At 58.1% G+C, this 15,842-nt stretch carries 11 protein-coding genes and 3 pseudogenes; 9 read left to right on the forward strand and 5 right to left on the reverse strand.

The window, feature by feature from the left end:
* Window positions 1-106: 106 nt before the first annotated feature.
* The 4 genes and pseudogenes from UB23_RS28690 to UB23_RS18310 form a co-directional block, all read left to right on the forward strand.
* Window positions 107-384: pseudogene (locus tag UB23_RS28690) on the forward strand (transposase); the annotation flags it as partial.
* 303 nt (window positions 385-687) lie between these two features.
* Window positions 688-2,058, forward strand: a complete 1,371-nt coding sequence (locus UB23_RS18300) for a flavin-containing monooxygenase (RefSeq protein WP_045060701.1) — start codon at window positions 688-690, stop codon at window positions 2,056-2,058.
* Window positions 2,055-3,146, forward strand: coding sequence for a DMT family transporter (locus tag UB23_RS18305; RefSeq protein WP_045060702.1), 1,092 nt, complete (start codon window positions 2,055-2,057; stop codon window positions 3,144-3,146). The genes UB23_RS18300 and UB23_RS18305 overlap by 4 nt, the downstream gene beginning before the upstream one ends.
* A 15-nt stretch (window positions 3,147-3,161) precedes the next feature.
* Complete coding sequence (locus UB23_RS18310; protein ID WP_045060703.1) at window positions 3,162-3,455, forward strand: hypothetical protein; 294 nt, start codon at window positions 3,162-3,164, stop codon at window positions 3,453-3,455.
* A gap of 268 nt (window positions 3,456-3,723) precedes the next feature.
* Here UB23_RS18310 and UB23_RS28695 read toward each other — a convergent pair.
* Window positions 3,724-3,894: pseudogene (locus tag UB23_RS28695) on the reverse strand (transposase domain-containing protein); the annotation flags it as partial.
* A 65-nt stretch (window positions 3,895-3,959) separates the two neighbouring features.
* Here UB23_RS28695 and UB23_RS18315 point away from each other — a divergent pair.
* Window positions 3,960-4,457 (forward strand): annotated as a pseudogene (locus UB23_RS18315) (NERD domain-containing protein); the annotation flags it as partial.
* A 426-nt stretch (window positions 4,458-4,883) separates the two neighbouring features.
* Here UB23_RS18315 and UB23_RS18320 read toward each other — a convergent pair.
* Window positions 4,884-5,837 (reverse strand): LysR family transcriptional regulator, encoded by a 954-nt coding sequence (locus tag UB23_RS18320; protein ID WP_045060704.1) that lies wholly within the window; start codon window positions 5,835-5,837, stop codon window positions 4,884-4,886.
* A gap of 126 nt (window positions 5,838-5,963) precedes the next feature.
* On the opposite strand from UB23_RS18320, the gene UB23_RS18325 reads away from it, so the two are divergent.
* The 4 genes from UB23_RS18325 (at window position 5,964) to UB23_RS18340 (ending at window position 11,288) form a co-directional block, all read left to right on the forward strand.
* Entirely contained in the window at window positions 5,964-7,142 is a 1,179-nt protein-coding gene (locus UB23_RS18325) for a M20 aminoacylase family protein (RefSeq protein WP_045060705.1), read from the forward strand.
* 49 nt (window positions 7,143-7,191) lie between these two features.
* Window positions 7,192-8,490 (forward strand): MFS transporter, encoded by a 1,299-nt coding sequence (locus UB23_RS18330; RefSeq protein WP_045060706.1) that lies wholly within the window; start codon window positions 7,192-7,194, stop codon window positions 8,488-8,490.
* A gap of 86 nt (window positions 8,491-8,576) precedes the next feature.
* Window positions 8,577-9,899 carry an OprD family outer membrane porin gene (locus UB23_RS18335; RefSeq protein ID WP_052673005.1) on the forward strand — a complete coding sequence of 441 codons (1,323 nt, stop codon included), beginning with the start codon at window positions 8,577-8,579 and terminating at the stop codon, window positions 9,897-9,899.
* 60 nt (window positions 9,900-9,959) lie between these two features.
* Window positions 9,960-11,288 (forward strand): amidohydrolase, encoded by a 1,329-nt coding sequence (locus UB23_RS18340; RefSeq protein WP_045060707.1) that lies wholly within the window; start codon window positions 9,960-9,962, stop codon window positions 11,286-11,288.
* A gap of 436 nt (window positions 11,289-11,724) precedes the next feature.
* Here the strand turns inward: UB23_RS18340 and UB23_RS18345 are convergent, their stop codons facing one another.
* Genes UB23_RS18345 through UB23_RS18355 form a run of 3 tightly spaced genes read right to left on the reverse strand, consistent with a single transcriptional unit; the run spans window position 11,725 to window position 15,586 of the window.
* The gene (locus tag UB23_RS18345; protein ID WP_045060708.1) at window positions 11,725-12,747 is read right to left on the reverse strand and encodes a putative 2-aminoethylphosphonate ABC transporter substrate-binding protein; all 1,023 of its coding nucleotides are present in this window, start codon (window positions 12,745-12,747) and stop codon (window positions 11,725-11,727) included.
* A 44-nt stretch (window positions 12,748-12,791) separates the two neighbouring features.
* Window positions 12,792-14,495, reverse strand: coding sequence for a putative 2-aminoethylphosphonate ABC transporter permease subunit (locus tag UB23_RS18350; RefSeq protein WP_045060722.1), 1,704 nt, complete (start codon window positions 14,493-14,495; stop codon window positions 12,792-12,794).
* Between the two features lie 5 nt (window positions 14,496-14,500).
* Window positions 14,501-15,586: a putative 2-aminoethylphosphonate ABC transporter ATP-binding protein gene (locus tag UB23_RS18355; RefSeq protein WP_045060709.1), complete on the reverse strand. Its 1,086-nt coding sequence runs from the start codon at window positions 15,584-15,586 to the stop codon at window positions 14,501-14,503.
* Between the last annotated feature and the right edge of the window lie 256 nt (window positions 15,587-15,842).

Genomic DNA, 15,842 nt, shown 5'->3' on the forward strand with positions numbered 1-15,842 from the left:
CTTTCTTGCTATCGGACAAACTCAAAACCAGCCGTGCAGACTCGGCACGAGCCGTATGTGGTAGTTCCGCACGTACGGATCTGTGCGGGGGCAGCAGGTAACTGCCTTCCCTACCGCGACCGGTGGTCGAAAACCCTATCCGCTGGAAACCATGTTGCGCATTCATTTGCTGCAAAACTGGCTCTCCCTGAGCGACCCGACGATGGAAGCGCTGTATGAAATCACGCCAATACGCCAGTCTGCACGCCTGACCCTCAGCGCGCCTACCTCCGAAGACACCACGATCATGACCTTCGGCTCCTGCTGGAAATACATAAATTGGCCCATGCGATCTTCACCATCATCAATGGTTATTTGCAGGAAAAAGGCTTATCCCTACGTCAGCTGTGTTAACGTTGTGAACGGTTTCAAGCACTTTTTCTCCTGTTTGACCGGATCGAACGCTGCCTTCCAGCGTTTTCTCGAGAACCTTCGCTTCATTGGTGGCCTGCCCACCCCCGGCCTTCTGTTTCACCGACAGATGCAGCCTTCATCACATCGCGCCATCGGTTAAGCCGATTTTAGTGCGCATCACTCAGAGCTTGATGGCCCGACCGATACCGGTACGAGCGTCACTCTTTTCCGCGTTCAGTCGTCGCTTGGGCCAAGATCCCGCGTGCGATGAAGCGCCTGAAGGAAGGAGTCTTTATGACTTTTAGAGTTGCCATTCTTGGCGCCGGCCCTAGCGGCTTGGCACAGTTACGTGCTTTCGAAGCCGCCCATTGCGACGACGCTGAATCCCCCGAGATCGTTTGTTACGAAAAGCAGAGTGACTGGGGCGGTATGTGGAATTACACCTGGCGCACTGGTTTGGATCTGTATGGCGAGCCCGTCCATGGCAGCATGTACCGGTATCTCTGGTCAAACGGCCCCAAGGAATGCCTGGAGTTCGCCAATTACAGCTTCGAAGAACACTTCGGCCGGCCGATTCCTTCCTATCCGCCACGCGCCGTGTTGCGTGACTACATCATCGGCCGCGTAGCCAAAAGCAACGTGCGCCAGCACATCCGCTTCAATACAGCGGTGCACTGGGTTGCCTATGACGAGAGCACCAGCAAGTTCGCAGTCACCGTGCGCGACCTCAACCAAGACCAACTGATCACCGAAGAATTCGATCACGTAATCGTTGCCACGGGACACTTTTCGACGCCCAACGCGCCTTACTTCGAAGGCTTGGAGCAGTTTCCCGGTCGCGTATTGCACGCCCATGATTTCCGCGATGCGTGCGAGTTCCAAGGCAAAAACTTGCTGCTGGTTGGCAGCAGTTACTCGGCAGAAGACATCGGCACGCAGTGCCACAAGTACGGCGCCAAGTCGGTTACTTTCAGCTATCGCACCAAGCCTATGGGCTTTGATTGGCCAGAGTCCTTTGCCGAAGTGCCGTTGCTCACCCGTGTGGTCGGCAAGACCGCACATTTTAAGGATGGCACCAGCAAAGAGGTCGACGCGATCATCCTGTGCACCGGGTATCGGCATCATTTCCCGTTTCTGCCCAACGAGCTGACGCTGACCACGCACAACCGGCTGTACCCGGAAGGTTTGTACAAAGGCATCGTGTCTTTGGCTAATCCGAAGCTAATGTTCCTCGGCATGCAGGATCAGTACTACACCTTCAACATGTTCGATGCCCAGGCCTGGTATGCCCGGGACATTATGCTGGGTCGTATCAAGCTGCCAGCAGAACAAGCCATGGCCAGCGACACCCGTGAATGGGTGGCCCGCGAAGAGCAAGTGGCTGATCCCTTTGAAGCCATCGACTATCAGGGTGCCTACATACTCGACCTGCTTGAGTCGACCGATTACCCACCCTTCGATGTTCTCGCCGTGTCTGATATTTTCAAGGAGTGGGAGCATCACAAAGCAGCGGACATCCTCGGCTATCGCAACAAAAGCTACCGCTCCACGCTGACCGGCACCATGGCGCCCGTGCATCACACGCCGTGGATGGATGCGATGGACGATTCACTGGAAGCCTTCCTGCACGGCAAGCAATCGAAGCCAGCAAAGGTATCTACATGAATCAGCCAAGCCTGAGCCAGGCGCGGTCGCGCTTTACCACCAGCAGCATCCGCTGGGGTTTTACGTGGGCGTTGTGGTGCGCCGTGCTCTGGGGGGCTTGGTACGTGCCAGGCTCCGCGGTTTGGTTCGAAGCGCCTTATGTAGACCTGAAGTACGACACCAATGCCGAGTTCCTGTTGGCGGCAGCCGTGTTGACCACCTTCAACGCCGTTGCCGTGTTGTTCTTCTTGTTCGTTTGGAACGGGGTACTGGGCAAGTGGGGCGAGTACGTTCGCACCATCAAACAGATGCGTTACATCTCTAAGTGGTTCTTCATCGGCGCCATCTTTGGCGGCCCGATGGCCATCTTTGGCTCGTATTTGGCGATCGGTTATATCGGCGGGGCCTTCGCGGCGATTTCCGCATTGATGTACCCCGTCATCGGCGCAACGCTGGCCAGGCTCTGGTACCAGGAGAAAATCACCCTGCGTGCAGCTGTGGGTATTTTCATCATCTTAGCCGGCGGTGTGACGGTGTATGCACCCGGCATCATTGCTGAAATCACCGGCACCGGTGACACCGGCTGGCTGGGTTATTTAGGCGGTGCAATGGCTGCTATTGGCTGGGGTGTAGAGGGCGCAATCGCCGGTCGCGGGCTCGATGTTGCCGACCCGGATGTAGGCATTACAGTGCGTTTTACCGCTGAAGTGCTGTATTGGGTCGCACTGATTTTGCCTGCCATCTATTTGTTTACCGATCAGCCGGTAGTCGAACTCGTGGTCGCCACATTCAATTGGGCCGCCATCGGCTGGCTGACGTTAGCGGGCGTGACTTTCGCCTTCTGCTACGTCTCTTGGTACAAGTCGTTCCCACTGATTGGCGTCGGCCGCGGGCAAGCTATTGCCGCGCTGTATGGTTTGTTTGCGGTGATCTTCCTCGCCGCCTTCACGCTGAAGTTTCCCGAGTGGAACTTCCTGGCAGGTTTGGTGCTGTTTGTGGCGGGCGGGTTTGTGATGTTCACCGAAAGTGATGAGGTGCTCGAAGTCGTGCGCGCCGTATCAACCGACCGCAAAAAAACTGGCACTGCCGCTGATGCAGTTACCTCGTGATGATGGGAGCAAGCCATGAATAAACTGCATATGAAGGGCCGCATTCTCCAGTTGATCAACGATCAGCAGGACGTCGGTATCTGGGACTGGCAAATCACCGATACGCTGATGAGTGAGTACGGTATTAGCGGTGCCTACTGGCGCGGTAACACCCGTGTCACCCTGACGGACCTGTTCTCCAGCGGCATCATCGAAAGTGTTGAGGAGAAGCTAGATGATCAGGCCTATTTTGGTGCCGGCCGAGTGCTGTTCAAATTCAGGGTTAACGACTTTGGTCGTCAACGCATGCGCGACACTGCGCTGGCCTGATGGTTGTTGCTACTTACTATTATCAATAAGGAAGCACTATGTCTGAATTCTGGGGTTTTCCGGGGGCCGACATGCTCGCAGTCGCCCTTATTATCGTGCTTAGCAGCTTTGCGCTGTATCAGGCGCGGACTTTTGTGACGAAGCTGTAGTTTTGTAAGGCCGCTGCTGCCACTTTGCGCTTCCAAATGTGGTGAATCGCCCCCGGGTTTCTAGACACGCACGAAGCTTCGGAGATCTATAAGCGTCCGCCGAAGTTACCTTGCATGACTCAGGCAGATACCCACCGATGCGGCAGCAGTCGTTCAATCTCACTCGCCCGCTGCGCCGGCAGTCGCGTTAGCACCTCTTTGAGGTAGGCATACGGATCGTGCCCATTCATACGTGACGATTGGCACGTGCCGAGGAAGTTACGCGCATGCTCACCGGCCCGGCTCGGGCCGAAGTCATAAACCACAGCTTTAATCACCTTTGCGGTGCTGGGTAGATGACCTGGCCGGACGTACGATTTTCCGAGGTGAGCGCCAGGCCCAGTAGACACAGCAGATTTTCCGGCATCGCTTAAGGTTCCAGAACCCTCTGCGGCAGAATTACAAGCACTTGAAGGAGCTAGAAGCGCTGCTAGGCGTTCCGCCCGGGCACATCCATTCGGTAATCGCCTTCGTCGGCGGCGGCAGCTTCAAGACCGCCATGCCGGACAATGTCACCCAAGGCGTCAGCTTCATCCGCTATATCAAGTCCTTTGAGCAGCCTGTGTTCAACGAAGTGCAGGTGAGTGCAATGGTGAAGGCGCTGGAGAGCGGGAAGAGGGACAGTACGCTCACTACCCACTACGAGCATGTACAACGCCTGAAAGAGCGAAACGACCCTTTTGCGGAACGCCGTTGCCCGCGGTGTGGGAGCGCTTTCAAAATTCGTATCCGTAAGACAGGTAATAGAGCAGGAGAGCGTTTCTGGGGCTGCAGCGCCTACCCCAAATGTCGAGCGAAACACGATTTGGATTAGTCCTCCGGGTACTTCGTCCTGTGAAGCCGCGAATGAAAGCAATTGGCGGCCACCAAGCGAACTGAACCAGTCACCGGAGCCCGATTCACTTGAGCTCGCGCGGGATGAAGTTAGCCGAGAAATTTTGCCGGACTCGAGGACAGCGAAATCAGCCAAACGGCGTCAATCTGATGCTGTTTTTGATGTTGGATCTGAGCCTTTTTTAAGAGGTCTCGCTCGTGACTCTCAGTTTTCGACGTATTTATAGCGTTTTCACACAGCCTGGACCCAAGGCTGTCAATGCGCCGCCCGCGGATTGGCGCGAGAAAATGATTGCCCTGTGCGTGGCCGGACGACTCGCCGTTTGCTGACGAAGTCCTCAAGGCCTGTCACAGGTGGATGACGGCAGCATTGGCTGCGCGGTCGTAGTGGTTCGAGCGGCCTGATTCAGATCAGCAATTGCAAGGCATCAAACAGACGTCGGTCTTCGGCCTTCGACGAGCGTGAGCGGCGACGCACCACCTGCAGGATGCATTCGATGAAGCACTGCGCGGCGCTGCCCGGCTGGCTGTTGCGCGGGGTGACGATGCCGATGGTGTCGGTGGCGAAGGATTCGGTAAGGTTCAACCGGGTCACGCGGTCGCCGAAGATCGGCACGGTCAGCATCGGCTCGGGGCAATAGCTAAGCATGTCGGTCTGCTCGGTCAGTGAAAGCATCAGTTGCAGCGAGTGGGCACGCTGCACATGCTCCACGGCGATCTGCGCGCCGTGTTGCCCGAAGAGTTCGTGCATGAAACTGTCGTGGTTGGCGTCCGGATAGTTGACGACCCAATCCTGATCCAGCAAATCGTGGATCGAGCGGCAATCCTGCCTGGGATGGCCATGGCGAGCAATCACCGTCATTTCGTAGGAAAACAACGGGTCGCAGGCGAACTCCGGGCGCGGCATCAGCGCTGAGACCAGGCCCACCGCCAATTCCATGGTGCCGTCCCTTAGCCGCGGCAAGGTGACTGCCATCAAACCCTCGAAAATCTCCAGCCGAACTTGTGGCATGTGCTGGCGGAACAACTGCACCACCTCGGGCAGCAGGGTCATGCCCATCCACGGCGAAATTCCTAGGCGCAGGTGACCTTCAGTCTGGCCCCGCAGGTGAGTCAGCTCCAGCTGTGCCAGCGCCAGTTGGCCTAGCATTTGCCTGGCGTGCAGCAGCAACGAGCGCCCATATTGGGTGAGCATCACGCCGCTGGCGTTGCGCGTTAGCAGCGGCAGTTGCAGGTGGCTCTCCAGTTCCCGCAGCGACTTCGCCACGGCGGTCTGCGAGACTCCGATCTTGCGGGCTGCAGCGCGGATGCTGCCGCAATCGGCGATCGCCACCAATGCCTGCAACTGATGCAGTTTCATGTCTTATTCCTTCGTCAGGCGTAAACCAATGGTTTTCAGTCCAACCATTTTGCGACTGCCGGCGGATGGGCCGGCTGCCTATTATCGGACCCGCAGCATGCCCGTTAATAACAACAAGGAAAACCCATGACCCAGCCATGCGTATTATCCGGTATCGCAGCGCTTGAAGAAGAAATGATTGCGTTGCGCCGACACCTGCATGCCCATCCTGAATTGAGCTTTGAAGAGTTCGCCACCAGCGACCTGGTCGCCTCCCGGCTTGAGGCGTGGGGCTACGAAGTGCACCGTGGTCTGGGCGGTACGGGCGTCGTTGGACGCTTGCGCCAGGGTGCCAGTAACCGCGTCATCGGCCTGCGCGCGGATATGGACGCATTGCCCATCGTCGAGCAGACCGGCCTGCCGTACGCCAGCCGCAATGAAGGCGTGATGCATGCCTGCGGGCACGATGGCCATACCGCAATCCTGCTGGCGGCCGCCAAGCATCTTGCGCAGAGCCGTGAGTTCGACGGCATCCTGGTGCTGATTTTCCAGCCGGCGGAAGAGGGCGATGGCGGCGCCCGGCGAATGATCGAGGACGGTCTCTTCGAGCTATTTCCCTGTGACGCCATATTTGCGATGCACAACATGCCGGGACTGCCAACAGGCAAGTTCGGTTTTCTGCCCGGCCCGTTCATGGCGTCCACCGACACTCTGACCATTGCCGTCAATGGCGTGGGCGGTCATGGGGCGATGCCCCACAAGGCCATCGACGCCATCCTCGCCGGCTCTGCGATTGTCCAGGCGCTGCAGAGTGTCGTCTCGCGCAACGTCAACCCGCTGGATTGTGCAGTGGTCTCGGTCGGTTCCTTTCACGCCGGCATCGCCCCCAACGTGATCCCTGACCACGCCGAATTGCAACTGAGCGTCAGGGCGCTGAAGCCCGACGTCCGTGATCTGCTGATCGAGCGCATCACTGCGGTGGTCCAGGCTCAAGCCGCCAGCTTCGGCGCCACCGCGACGGTCGAAGTCGATGAGACGCAGCGTTTCCCGGCGTTGATCAACGACCTCCGGAGCACAGTATTTGCCCGCCAGGTAGCGCTGGATTGGCTGGGAAGCGACGGGGTGATCACCGACATGTCACCGCTCACGGGCAGCGAAGACTTCGCAGTGATGCTGGAGCAGTGTCCGGGTTGCTACTTGGTGATTGGCAACGGTGACGGCGAGGGCGGCTGCATGGTGCACAACCCCGGTTATGACTTCAACGATGACTGCCTGGCATTGGGGGCGAGCTACTGGGTGCGCCTGGTTGAATCCTTCCTGGCCTGATCGCCCACTGTCGGCCGGGGCAGTCGCTGCGCCTGGCAAAGGAGAAAGCATGTCCGTTACTGCAACCGCGCAGGGAGGCGAGGCTAGCGCCCGTCGTCCTGCCCTGAGTTCCCGTGCAATCGCCGCCATTACCTTCGGCTCGGCGCTGGAATTCTTTGAATTTTCGGTATTCAGTTTTTTTGCCACTGTGATCGGTCGGCAGTACTTTCCCGCGCAAAGCGAGCTCGGCCAGTTGTTGCTGGCGCTGGCGACCTTCGGCTTGGGCTTCGTCATGCGCCCGCTGGGCGGCCTGATCATTGGTGCCTACGCCGATCGCGCCGGACGCAAGCCGGCGATGTTGCTGACCCTGTGCCTGATGGCGCTGGGTTCAACGGCACTGGCGCTGACCCCAACCTACGCGCAGATCGGTCTGGCGGCGCCGCTGTTGATTGTTGCGGCGCGGCTGGTGCAAGGCTTTGCCATCGGTGGTGAAGTCGGCGCCTCGACCGCGATGCTCATGGAGTATGCCGATGACCACAACCGCGGCTTCTATGGCAGTTGGCAGTTCTTCAGCCAGGGCTTGAGTTTTCTCATGGGCTCGCTGGTGAGCTTGGCCTTGAGTGCTGGCCTCAGCGACGCTGATCTGGAAAGCTGGGGCTGGCGCATCCCGTTCCTGGTGGGGGTGCTGGTGCTGCCGGTCGGCGTGTATATCCGTCGTCACCTGCAGGAAACCGCAGCCGAGCCCAGCGCGCATCAGGCGTCACCGCTGCGGCAGATATTCACCCATCATCGCGGCGTACTTATCGCCGGGATACTGATGGCGATCGGTGGTACCGCCAGCAGTTACATCGTCCTCGACTACATGACCAACTACACCGTTGCAGTGTTGCATCTGCCGCTGCAGGTCGGTATTGGCGCATCCTGCCTCGGCGCCCTCGTGCAGATTATTCTGTCGCTATGGGCCGGCAAGCTCAGTGACCGGATCGGCCGGCGTCGCACCATTGTCCTGGGCAGCGTGCCGATGCTGATCCTGATTTACCCGGCCTTCCTGTTGATGACCCATTTCCCGACGATTATCACGCTGATGCTGGTATCGATTTTCAACACCTTCCTGCTGGTGATGATCACCGTGCCGTCGGTGGTGATGCTGACTGAGATGTTCCCTCGCGCCATCCGCGCCACTGGCCTGTCCCTGGTCTACTGCCTCGGCGTCTCGATCTTTGGCGGTTTCGCCCAGTTCTTTGCCACCGGCCTGATCAGTCTGACTGGGAACAATCATGCGCCTGCGCTGTACGTGATGATCTGTCTCTGCGCCACCCTCGTCGGCGTGACGATGTCCAGGGAAACCGCAGGCAAACGCCTCGACTGAGCAATCCCCCGACGGCCTTGGCACCGATCCACGGCCGAATAATAAAAACAGGCGCTTTAGCGCTCTTAAATCTAATGGATTTGTGCATGTCCCATACTTCAAAGTTGTGGCCGTTGGCTGCTGCCTGCACGGCGATTTTTTCCGGAATCTGCGTGGCCGATGAGCAGGGCTTCCTCGCGGACAGTCACCTGACCCTGGTCAACCGTTTCAATGTTTTGAACACCCGGATCTCCGGCGACGGTCATGATCAGCGCCAGCACAATCGGCGCGATCCCCGCGACGTCGCCCTGGGAGAACGCCTGAGTTTTGCCTCCGGTTTTACCCAAGGCCCGGTCGGACTTGGCGTCGATGCGTTCGGCTACGCCGCATTCAAACTGGACGGTGGCGCCGGCCACGCCGGTTACGGCAACATCCAGCTCAATGACGAGAGCGAGCCCAAAGATGTTTTTGGCCGTGCTGGCGCCTCGCTCAAGCTGCGGTACGCGCAAAGCCAATTACGCTACGGTCAAATGGAAGTGCTGAATCCGGTGTTCGCTACCGCGGACTTACGGGTTTTACCCAGCACCGCGACCGGCTTTCTGCTGAGCAGCAAGGACGTCAAGGATTTGCTGCTCGAAGGCGGGCATTTTACCGCGGGCATCGAGCCGGCCTCGACCAGCAGCCGGGGCGGGCTGTGGGCCAACTACGCCAATGTGCAGACCGCCGCTGTCGACTTCGCCGGTGGCCGCTATGCGCTGGGCGAGCAGGGGGCCATCAGTCTGTACGGCTCTGAGTTCGAAGATCTGTGGCGCCAGCAATACATCGGCAGCAGTTATGCCTGGAAGCCCAGCGCAGGCAGCAGATTGGACCTGGAGGGCAACCTCTACCACTCACGGGACCAGGGTCAGTCCAATGCCGGCGCGATCGACACCACGGCCTGGTCCGGCCTGATGGCCTACTCGCTGCTCAATCACAAGCTCACCGTCGCCTTCCAACACGTCATCGGCGATACCCCGTTCGACTACATCGGCTTTGGCAACAATGGTTCCGGAGCCTTCGGCAACTCTATCTTCCTCAGCAACGCAGTCATGGCGTCCGACTTCAACGGTCCCAATGAAAAGTCCTGGCAAGTGCGCTACGACCTCGACTTGGCTCCCTACGGCGTGCCCGGCTTAAGCTTTATGGGGCGCTATGTTTACGGCTACGACATCACCAGCTCGCCCAATCCGCACTACGGCGCCTGGGCCAATGCCGACGGCGCCTCGCACAAGGAACTGGACCTGGAAGCACGCTACGTCGTGCAAAGCGGTCCGGCCAAGGACATGCGCGTGCGCCTACGCCGGGGCATGCACAACGCCATTGGCGGCCAGCCGGATGGGGACATCACCATGAACATTGTCGTGGTCGAGTGGCCGCTGCGGATCTTCTGACCGCAGTGCTGCCGATCCAAAACCGTTTCCAACAACAAAAAACAAAAGGGATACCTACCGATGAAATTTCCAGCCCCTCTTGGCCTCGCCATATTCGCGGCCATGGCGCCCACGCTGTGCAACGCTGCCGATGCACCTTGGGTTAATCCGGCCGTCGCCGCAGCCAGTGCGCAAGTGATCGACCTGCGCCACAGCATTCACCAACACCCGGAACTGGGAAACATGGAGGCCCAGACCTCCGCGCTGGTCGCCCAGCAACTGAAATCCTGGGGCATCGAAGTACGCACCGGCGTGGGCAAGACTGGTGTAGTCGGGGTATTGCGCGGTGGGAAGCCTGGCGCTGTAGTCGCCCTGCGTGCCGACATGGATGCATTGCCGGTCAAGGAAATGACCGGCCTGCCATTCGCCAGCAAGGCGGAGGGCGTGCGCCTGGGCAAGACCGTGCCGGTAATGCATGCCTGCGGCCATGATGCTCACACCGCGATGTTGCTGGGCGCTGCCCGGGTCCTGGCCGAACACCGTGAGGATGTGCCAGGCACCGTGGTGTTCCTGTTCCAGCCGGCGGAAGAGGGCGCGGCTGACGTCGACGATTTCGATACTCACGCGGTGATCGGCGCCAAGGCGATGATCCGCGACGGCGCGCTGGATTCACCCAAAGTTGAAGCGGTGTTCGGCGTGCACGTGATGTCCGGCTACCCGAGCGGGCACCTGTACTACAAGCCAGGCACCGCGTTGAACAGTGCCGACGATTTCCGCATCACGGTCAACGGCAAGCAGACCCATGGCTCGGCACCCTGGACCGGGGTCGACCCGATTGTCGCCAGCGAGAAAATCGTCGACGGCCTGCAGACCCTAGTCAGCCGTCGCATCGACTTGACCAAGGGTATGGGCGTGATCAGTGTCGGCTCGATCAACGGCGGCACCGCGACCAACATAATTCCAGAAACCGTGATCCTGTCCGGCACCATCCGCACCAACAACGCCGATATCCGCGACACCATCCTGGCTAAAATGCCGACCCTGGTCAGCGGCATCGCCACTGCTTATGAGGTCAAGGCCGACCTGGAAGTGATGCACTACGCACCGGTGACCACCAATAATCCTGGCTTGACCGAAGCGATGGTCCCGGCGCTGGAGTTGGCGGCGCCGGGCAAAGTCGAGCGGCTGCCGGCTCCACTGTCGCCCAGCGAAGACTTCTCGCTATACGCGGAAAAAGTCCCGGGGCTGTTCGTGTTTCTCGGCGCGACGCCTGAGGCGCAGGACATGAACAAGGCGGCACCCAACCATAGCCCGTATTTTTCGGTGGACGATGGAACACTGACCACTGGGGTCAAGGCGCATGTGCAGTTTGTGTTGAACTATGTGGGGCGGGTTGGTGGTAAATCCTGACGGATCAGCGTAGGCGGTTCATGCCTTTGAGGGAGCGTGCTTGACTGCGATGAACCCGAGACTGCCGCGGAGCTCCAGTTACTCCGCGTCATCGTTAACGGCCATCGCGGGCAAGCCAACTCTTACAGGGAGGTGTCCGCAATATCGGGCTGTGCAGTTGGTTGCGCCGACGCCTGGGCGGCAGTGACAACTCGGCGGCCCTGGCCCAGAACACGTACATTCGGATGTTGAGCCAACGTAAGGTATTCCGATGTTTCTGCCCTATGCCTCCCAAACCATCATCACTGCCTGACGGGTTCGAGTGGGTGCTGTAAGCGGGCGTGGGGTAAGTACAATCGGCGCGGTGTGGTTCATTGGTTGTTTGCGGCGGGGGAGCCATTGGGTTTTACCCCATGCGGCGCAGCAGGCTGCAGCGCCGCGTGGCGCTTACTTTGCGTTAGTTTTTTGCTTCGGTTTTACCGTCGTAACGCGCTCGCCATTTCTCCAGCACTGCGGCCCGCTGCCCGCCCGCCTGGTCGAAATCGACAGTAATCAGTCGGTCGTAGTATGCGTCGGGCATTTCCGCCAACTTGCTGTTGAATTCCGGGCGAGCCAATGCGGCTGCATTGGGTTGATACAGCAGGAACGCTTGTTCGCTGACTGCGAAATCCTCGAGTTTTTTGGCCGCTTCAAGGTTTTTGCTGCCTTTCATCAGCGCCACCGCGTTGATGTCCAGACCCAGGCCTTCGGTCGGCAGCACAATGTCCAGCGGCGCACCTTGACGTTTCAAGGTGACTGCCCGGTAATCGAGGGAAATGCCGATCGGGTATTCACCCATTGCTGCCTGAGTGCAGGGCTTTGAGCCGGAGTGGGTGTATTGGCCAATGTTGGCGTGGAGCCTATCCATGAAAGCCCAGGCCTTGTCTTCACCCATTATTTGCAACCATGCATTGACGGCTGAATAGCCCGTGCCTGAGGAGGCAGGGTTAGGCATGACGATTTTGCCTTTGTAAATCGGCTTGGTCAGGTCTTCCCAACTGGTGGGAATCGGGAGGCCCTGTTTTTTGGCTTCTACCGTGTTCACGCAGACGGCGGTCGCTTCCACTCCATTGCCGACCCATTGAGGCGGATTTTGCCTGTCACGAAAGCGCTGATCTACTTTCTCAACATCTTTGGGCGCATACGCTTGAAGCATGCCTTCCTTGCCCAGCAACGCCACACTCGATGCGTACAGGCCCCAGATGGCATCTGCCCGCGGATTGGCTTTTTCAGCCAGCAACTTGGCCGTGATGATCCCTGTCGAGTCCCTCACCCATTTGATCTGAATATCGGGGTTCTTGGCCTCAAAGGCTTTTTTGTATCCAGCAAGCTGCTCGTTTTCCATGGCCGTGTAGACGGTCAGTTCCGTGCTGGCGAAAGCCGTGCTGGCGATGCCGGCACCAAGAATGGCGGCAACGAGGGTAGTCCAGGATTTGATCATGGTAGGTCTCATTCAGTGGGAGGGTGACAGCAGAAATTACCGATTCAAGCGGTTCCGGTTCGCCAGTGTTGGGTGTACCTGACCAGGCCGCGCGACAGCATGTAAAGCACTATGGACACAAGGGCTGAAGTCAGGAGGATCAGCGTAGACAAGGCGGCAGCCGCGCCGATGTTGCCTGCGTCGTCCAGATTGAGTACCGCGACTGCCGCCAAAATTGTGTCGGGGCTGTATAGAAAAATCAGCGCCGATACCGAGGTCATCGAGGAGACGAAAAGGTAGCGAAACACCTCCAGCAATGCAGGCAGGCAGATGGGCAGCGTCACTCGCCGGTAGGTGGTGAGCAGTGGCACTTTCAGAGAAAGCGAAGCGGATTCAATCTCTTCGTTCAGTTGGCGCAAGGCTGTGGTCGCGGTCATTTGTGCCGGCGTCAGGAACCGCATTACGCAGCACACAACCATTAACGCTATGCCACCGTACATGCCGTTCAAGGGGTTGGCAGGATGGTTGAAGAAAAATACATACCCAAGTCCCATGACCAGACCAGGCACTGCCATCGGCAACATGCACAGCAATCGCAGCAGGTTATCAAGCCAGCCGCTGCGGGTTTTCTCCATCAGGTAGGCACAGGTGAAAATCACCGGTGTACCGATCACGGCGGTTAGACTTGCCAGCAACACGCTGTTGCCGTACGCCAACCACCCGACATCACCGCCTGATTCGAAATTGTAGTGCCGTAGTGAAACCGTCAAGTCGTACGGCCAGAAGTTGATCAGGGACGCCCCGACCGCAACCACCACCAGACTCAGGAGCGCTAAGCCGATCGCCCCGGCGATCAATAACAAAATAGAATCACGCAGCCGATTGCTCGGCGCTACATAAGTGGCTGCCTGGCTACTGACCTGGCTGCCACGCAATCTGCGCATCCATGCATCAACCGCAAAGCTGATGAGGGCCGGAACCAACAAGACGCTGCCAATCAGCGCGCCTTCAGAAAATTTTTGCTGGCCCACCACCGACTTGTACGCCTCCATCGCCAGCACTTGGTAGTCGCCGCCGATAACAACCGGGATACCAAAGTTGGTGATGGTTTGCGTGAACACCAGGCAACTGGCGGCAAACACCGCGTAGCGGGTGCCGGGCCATGTGACATTAAGGAAGGTTTTCCAATGGTTCGCCCCCATACTGATAGACGCGTCGTACAGGCGTGCATCGGCCAGGCCCAAAGAAGAGATGAGGATCATCAGGGCCATTGGGAAGTTGTAAAACGCTTGCCCCAGCACGATACCGGAATAGCCGTAAATGCCGTCCGCGAACCACGATTTCAGCAGTCCCTGGTTTCCGAACAAGTAGATCAGCGCGATAGCTGACAGCATGGACGGCGCCATCAGCGGCAACAGCGATAGGCTTCGAAGCAACGCTTTGCCTGGTATCCAGCTGCGTTGCAGGGCATAGGCGAATACGTATGCAGCGGGCACTACCAATGCAACGGTGCTCAGAGAAACCTTGACGCTGTTGCCCAGCAACCACAAAAAGCGTGAGCTCGTGATCATCTGCCAGACACCGGCAAGACCGTTTTGTACATCGACTACTTTACTCAGCATGCTCATCAGCGGCAGTGCGAGTCCAACGACCAGCAACAGCACCATCAACAGCTTCACGCCGCGGGTGAATAGAAGGTCAAGGAGTACGGCTTTAGGCGACCGCGTCAAAGGTTCTGGCTGCAGAGGAGCTGTTTGAGGTAACTGCAAGCTGGTCATCGCACCGCTCCTGGAAAGGCCCGCAAGCTGTGGGATGGAAGCGTCAGCCATACCCGTTCGGCATCTATTGGCGGGGCGTTGAGGTCAGCACTGATCTCCGCAACAATAGGCTGGCCTCGAAGCTGGTCCAGCTCTACCGTGAGCCGGTAGCGATTGCCCAGAAACAGTTTTTCGATGACCTGTGCGGCCATGCTGTTTGAAGCTTGGGGGTAATTGTCGATGCGTAATGCTTCCGGCCTGCAAAATAGCCGGCCTGGTCCGCCAGCAGTGTCTTGGTCAATGTTCAGAGACGCAGCACCCAGGTGAGCTTGGCCGTTACTCAGGCTCTGGTAGTCGAGCCAATTGGCATGGCCGATGAAGTTGGCGACAAAAGGTGTTGCGGGCGAGCGATAGATATTTTCCGGAGTGTCGAATTGCTCGATGCGGCCTTGATTCATCACCGCGATACGGTCCGCCATGACCATCGCTTCATCCTGGTCATGAGTGACCATGACCGTGGTGATACCGAGCTTGCGTTGCAGGGAGCGCAGTTCGTGACGCAGATGTTCGCGAACTTTTGCATCCAGTGCAGACATCGGTTCATCAAGTAGCAACAGCGAAGGCGAGGGAGCCAAAGCACGGGCCAGGCCCACACGCTGCTGCTGTCCGCCGGACAATTGTCCTGGGTACTTGCCAGCCATAGCAGTCAGGCCGACCAGCTCAAGCATTTCCTGGACACGTTCGCGTACTTGAGAGAGCAGGAGGTTACGCGTGCTCAGGCCATAGCCAATATTTTGCGCAATGGTGAGGTTGGGGAACAACGCATAAGACTGAAATAAGATCCCGTAGTCACGCTCCTGAGGGTGAGCGCGAGAAATGTCTCTGGGGCCAATCATCAGACGACCGGCGTCTTGTTTTTCCAGGCCGGCGATGATCCGCAATAGCGTGGTTTTTCCACACCCTGAAGGCCCGAGCAAGCACACAAGCTCGCCCGCCTTGACCTCAAGCGAGACATCATCGAGTACGCTGAGTTTACCGAATGATTTACCTATGCCTTGAACCGAAAGCGGCACGTTAGAGAGTTGGGCGATGGTAGAAGCCATGGTGAATCCCTATGCAATGCCAGCCACCAAAACCAATGGTGGCACCGATGAAAAACAACGGTAGTGAGCGAATGACTGGCAGATAGGAAGTTAGCGAATGTCGGCAATCTGTTGTTGCCGTACGGAAGTTAGCTCGCTTGGATTTGATGTATCACGCACAAAAATGCCCCGCAAATATAAAACTGAAAAAAACACCACACACCGAATTTAGCACTCGTCGGCCAGAACTAGATTTTTATCAATAGCTATTAAAAAC

This window comes from Pseudomonas sp. ES3-33, from assembly GCF_000952175.1.
Lineage (GTDB): Bacteria > Pseudomonadota > Gammaproteobacteria > Pseudomonadales > Pseudomonadaceae > Aquipseudomonas > Aquipseudomonas gregormendelii.

What these genes read in the sequence shown, in the direction of transcription:
- UB23_RS18330 (WP_045060706.1), top strand. Translation starts at nt 7,192, where the DNA reads ATGTCCGTTACTGCAACCGCGCAGGGAGGCGAGGCTAGCGCCCGTCGT.
- UB23_RS18335 (WP_052673005.1), top strand. Translation starts at nt 8,577, where the DNA reads ATGTCCCATACTTCAAAGTTGTGGCCGTTGGCTGCTGCCTGCACGGCG.
- UB23_RS18340 (WP_045060707.1), top strand. Translation starts at nt 9,960, where the DNA reads ATGAAATTTCCAGCCCCTCTTGGCCTCGCCATATTCGCGGCCATGGCG.
- UB23_RS18345 (WP_045060708.1), bottom strand. Translation starts at nt 12,747, where the DNA reads ATGATCAAATCCTGGACTACCCTCGTTGCCGCCATTCTTGGTGCCGGC.
- UB23_RS18305 (WP_045060702.1), top strand. Translation starts at nt 2,055, where the DNA reads ATGAATCAGCCAAGCCTGAGCCAGGCGCGGTCGCGCTTTACCACCAGC.
- UB23_RS18325 (WP_045060705.1), top strand. Translation starts at nt 5,964, where the DNA reads ATGACCCAGCCATGCGTATTATCCGGTATCGCAGCGCTTGAAGAAGAA.
- UB23_RS18320 (WP_045060704.1), bottom strand. Translation starts at nt 5,837, where the DNA reads ATGAAACTGCATCAGTTGCAGGCATTGGTGGCGATCGCCGATTGCGGC.
- UB23_RS18300 (WP_045060701.1), top strand. Translation starts at nt 688, where the DNA reads ATGACTTTTAGAGTTGCCATTCTTGGCGCCGGCCCTAGCGGCTTGGCA.
- UB23_RS18310 (WP_045060703.1), top strand. Translation starts at nt 3,162, where the DNA reads ATGAATAAACTGCATATGAAGGGCCGCATTCTCCAGTTGATCAACGAT.
- UB23_RS18355 (WP_045060709.1), bottom strand. Translation starts at nt 15,586, where the DNA reads ATGGCTTCTACCATCGCCCAACTCTCTAACGTGCCGCTTTCGGTTCAA.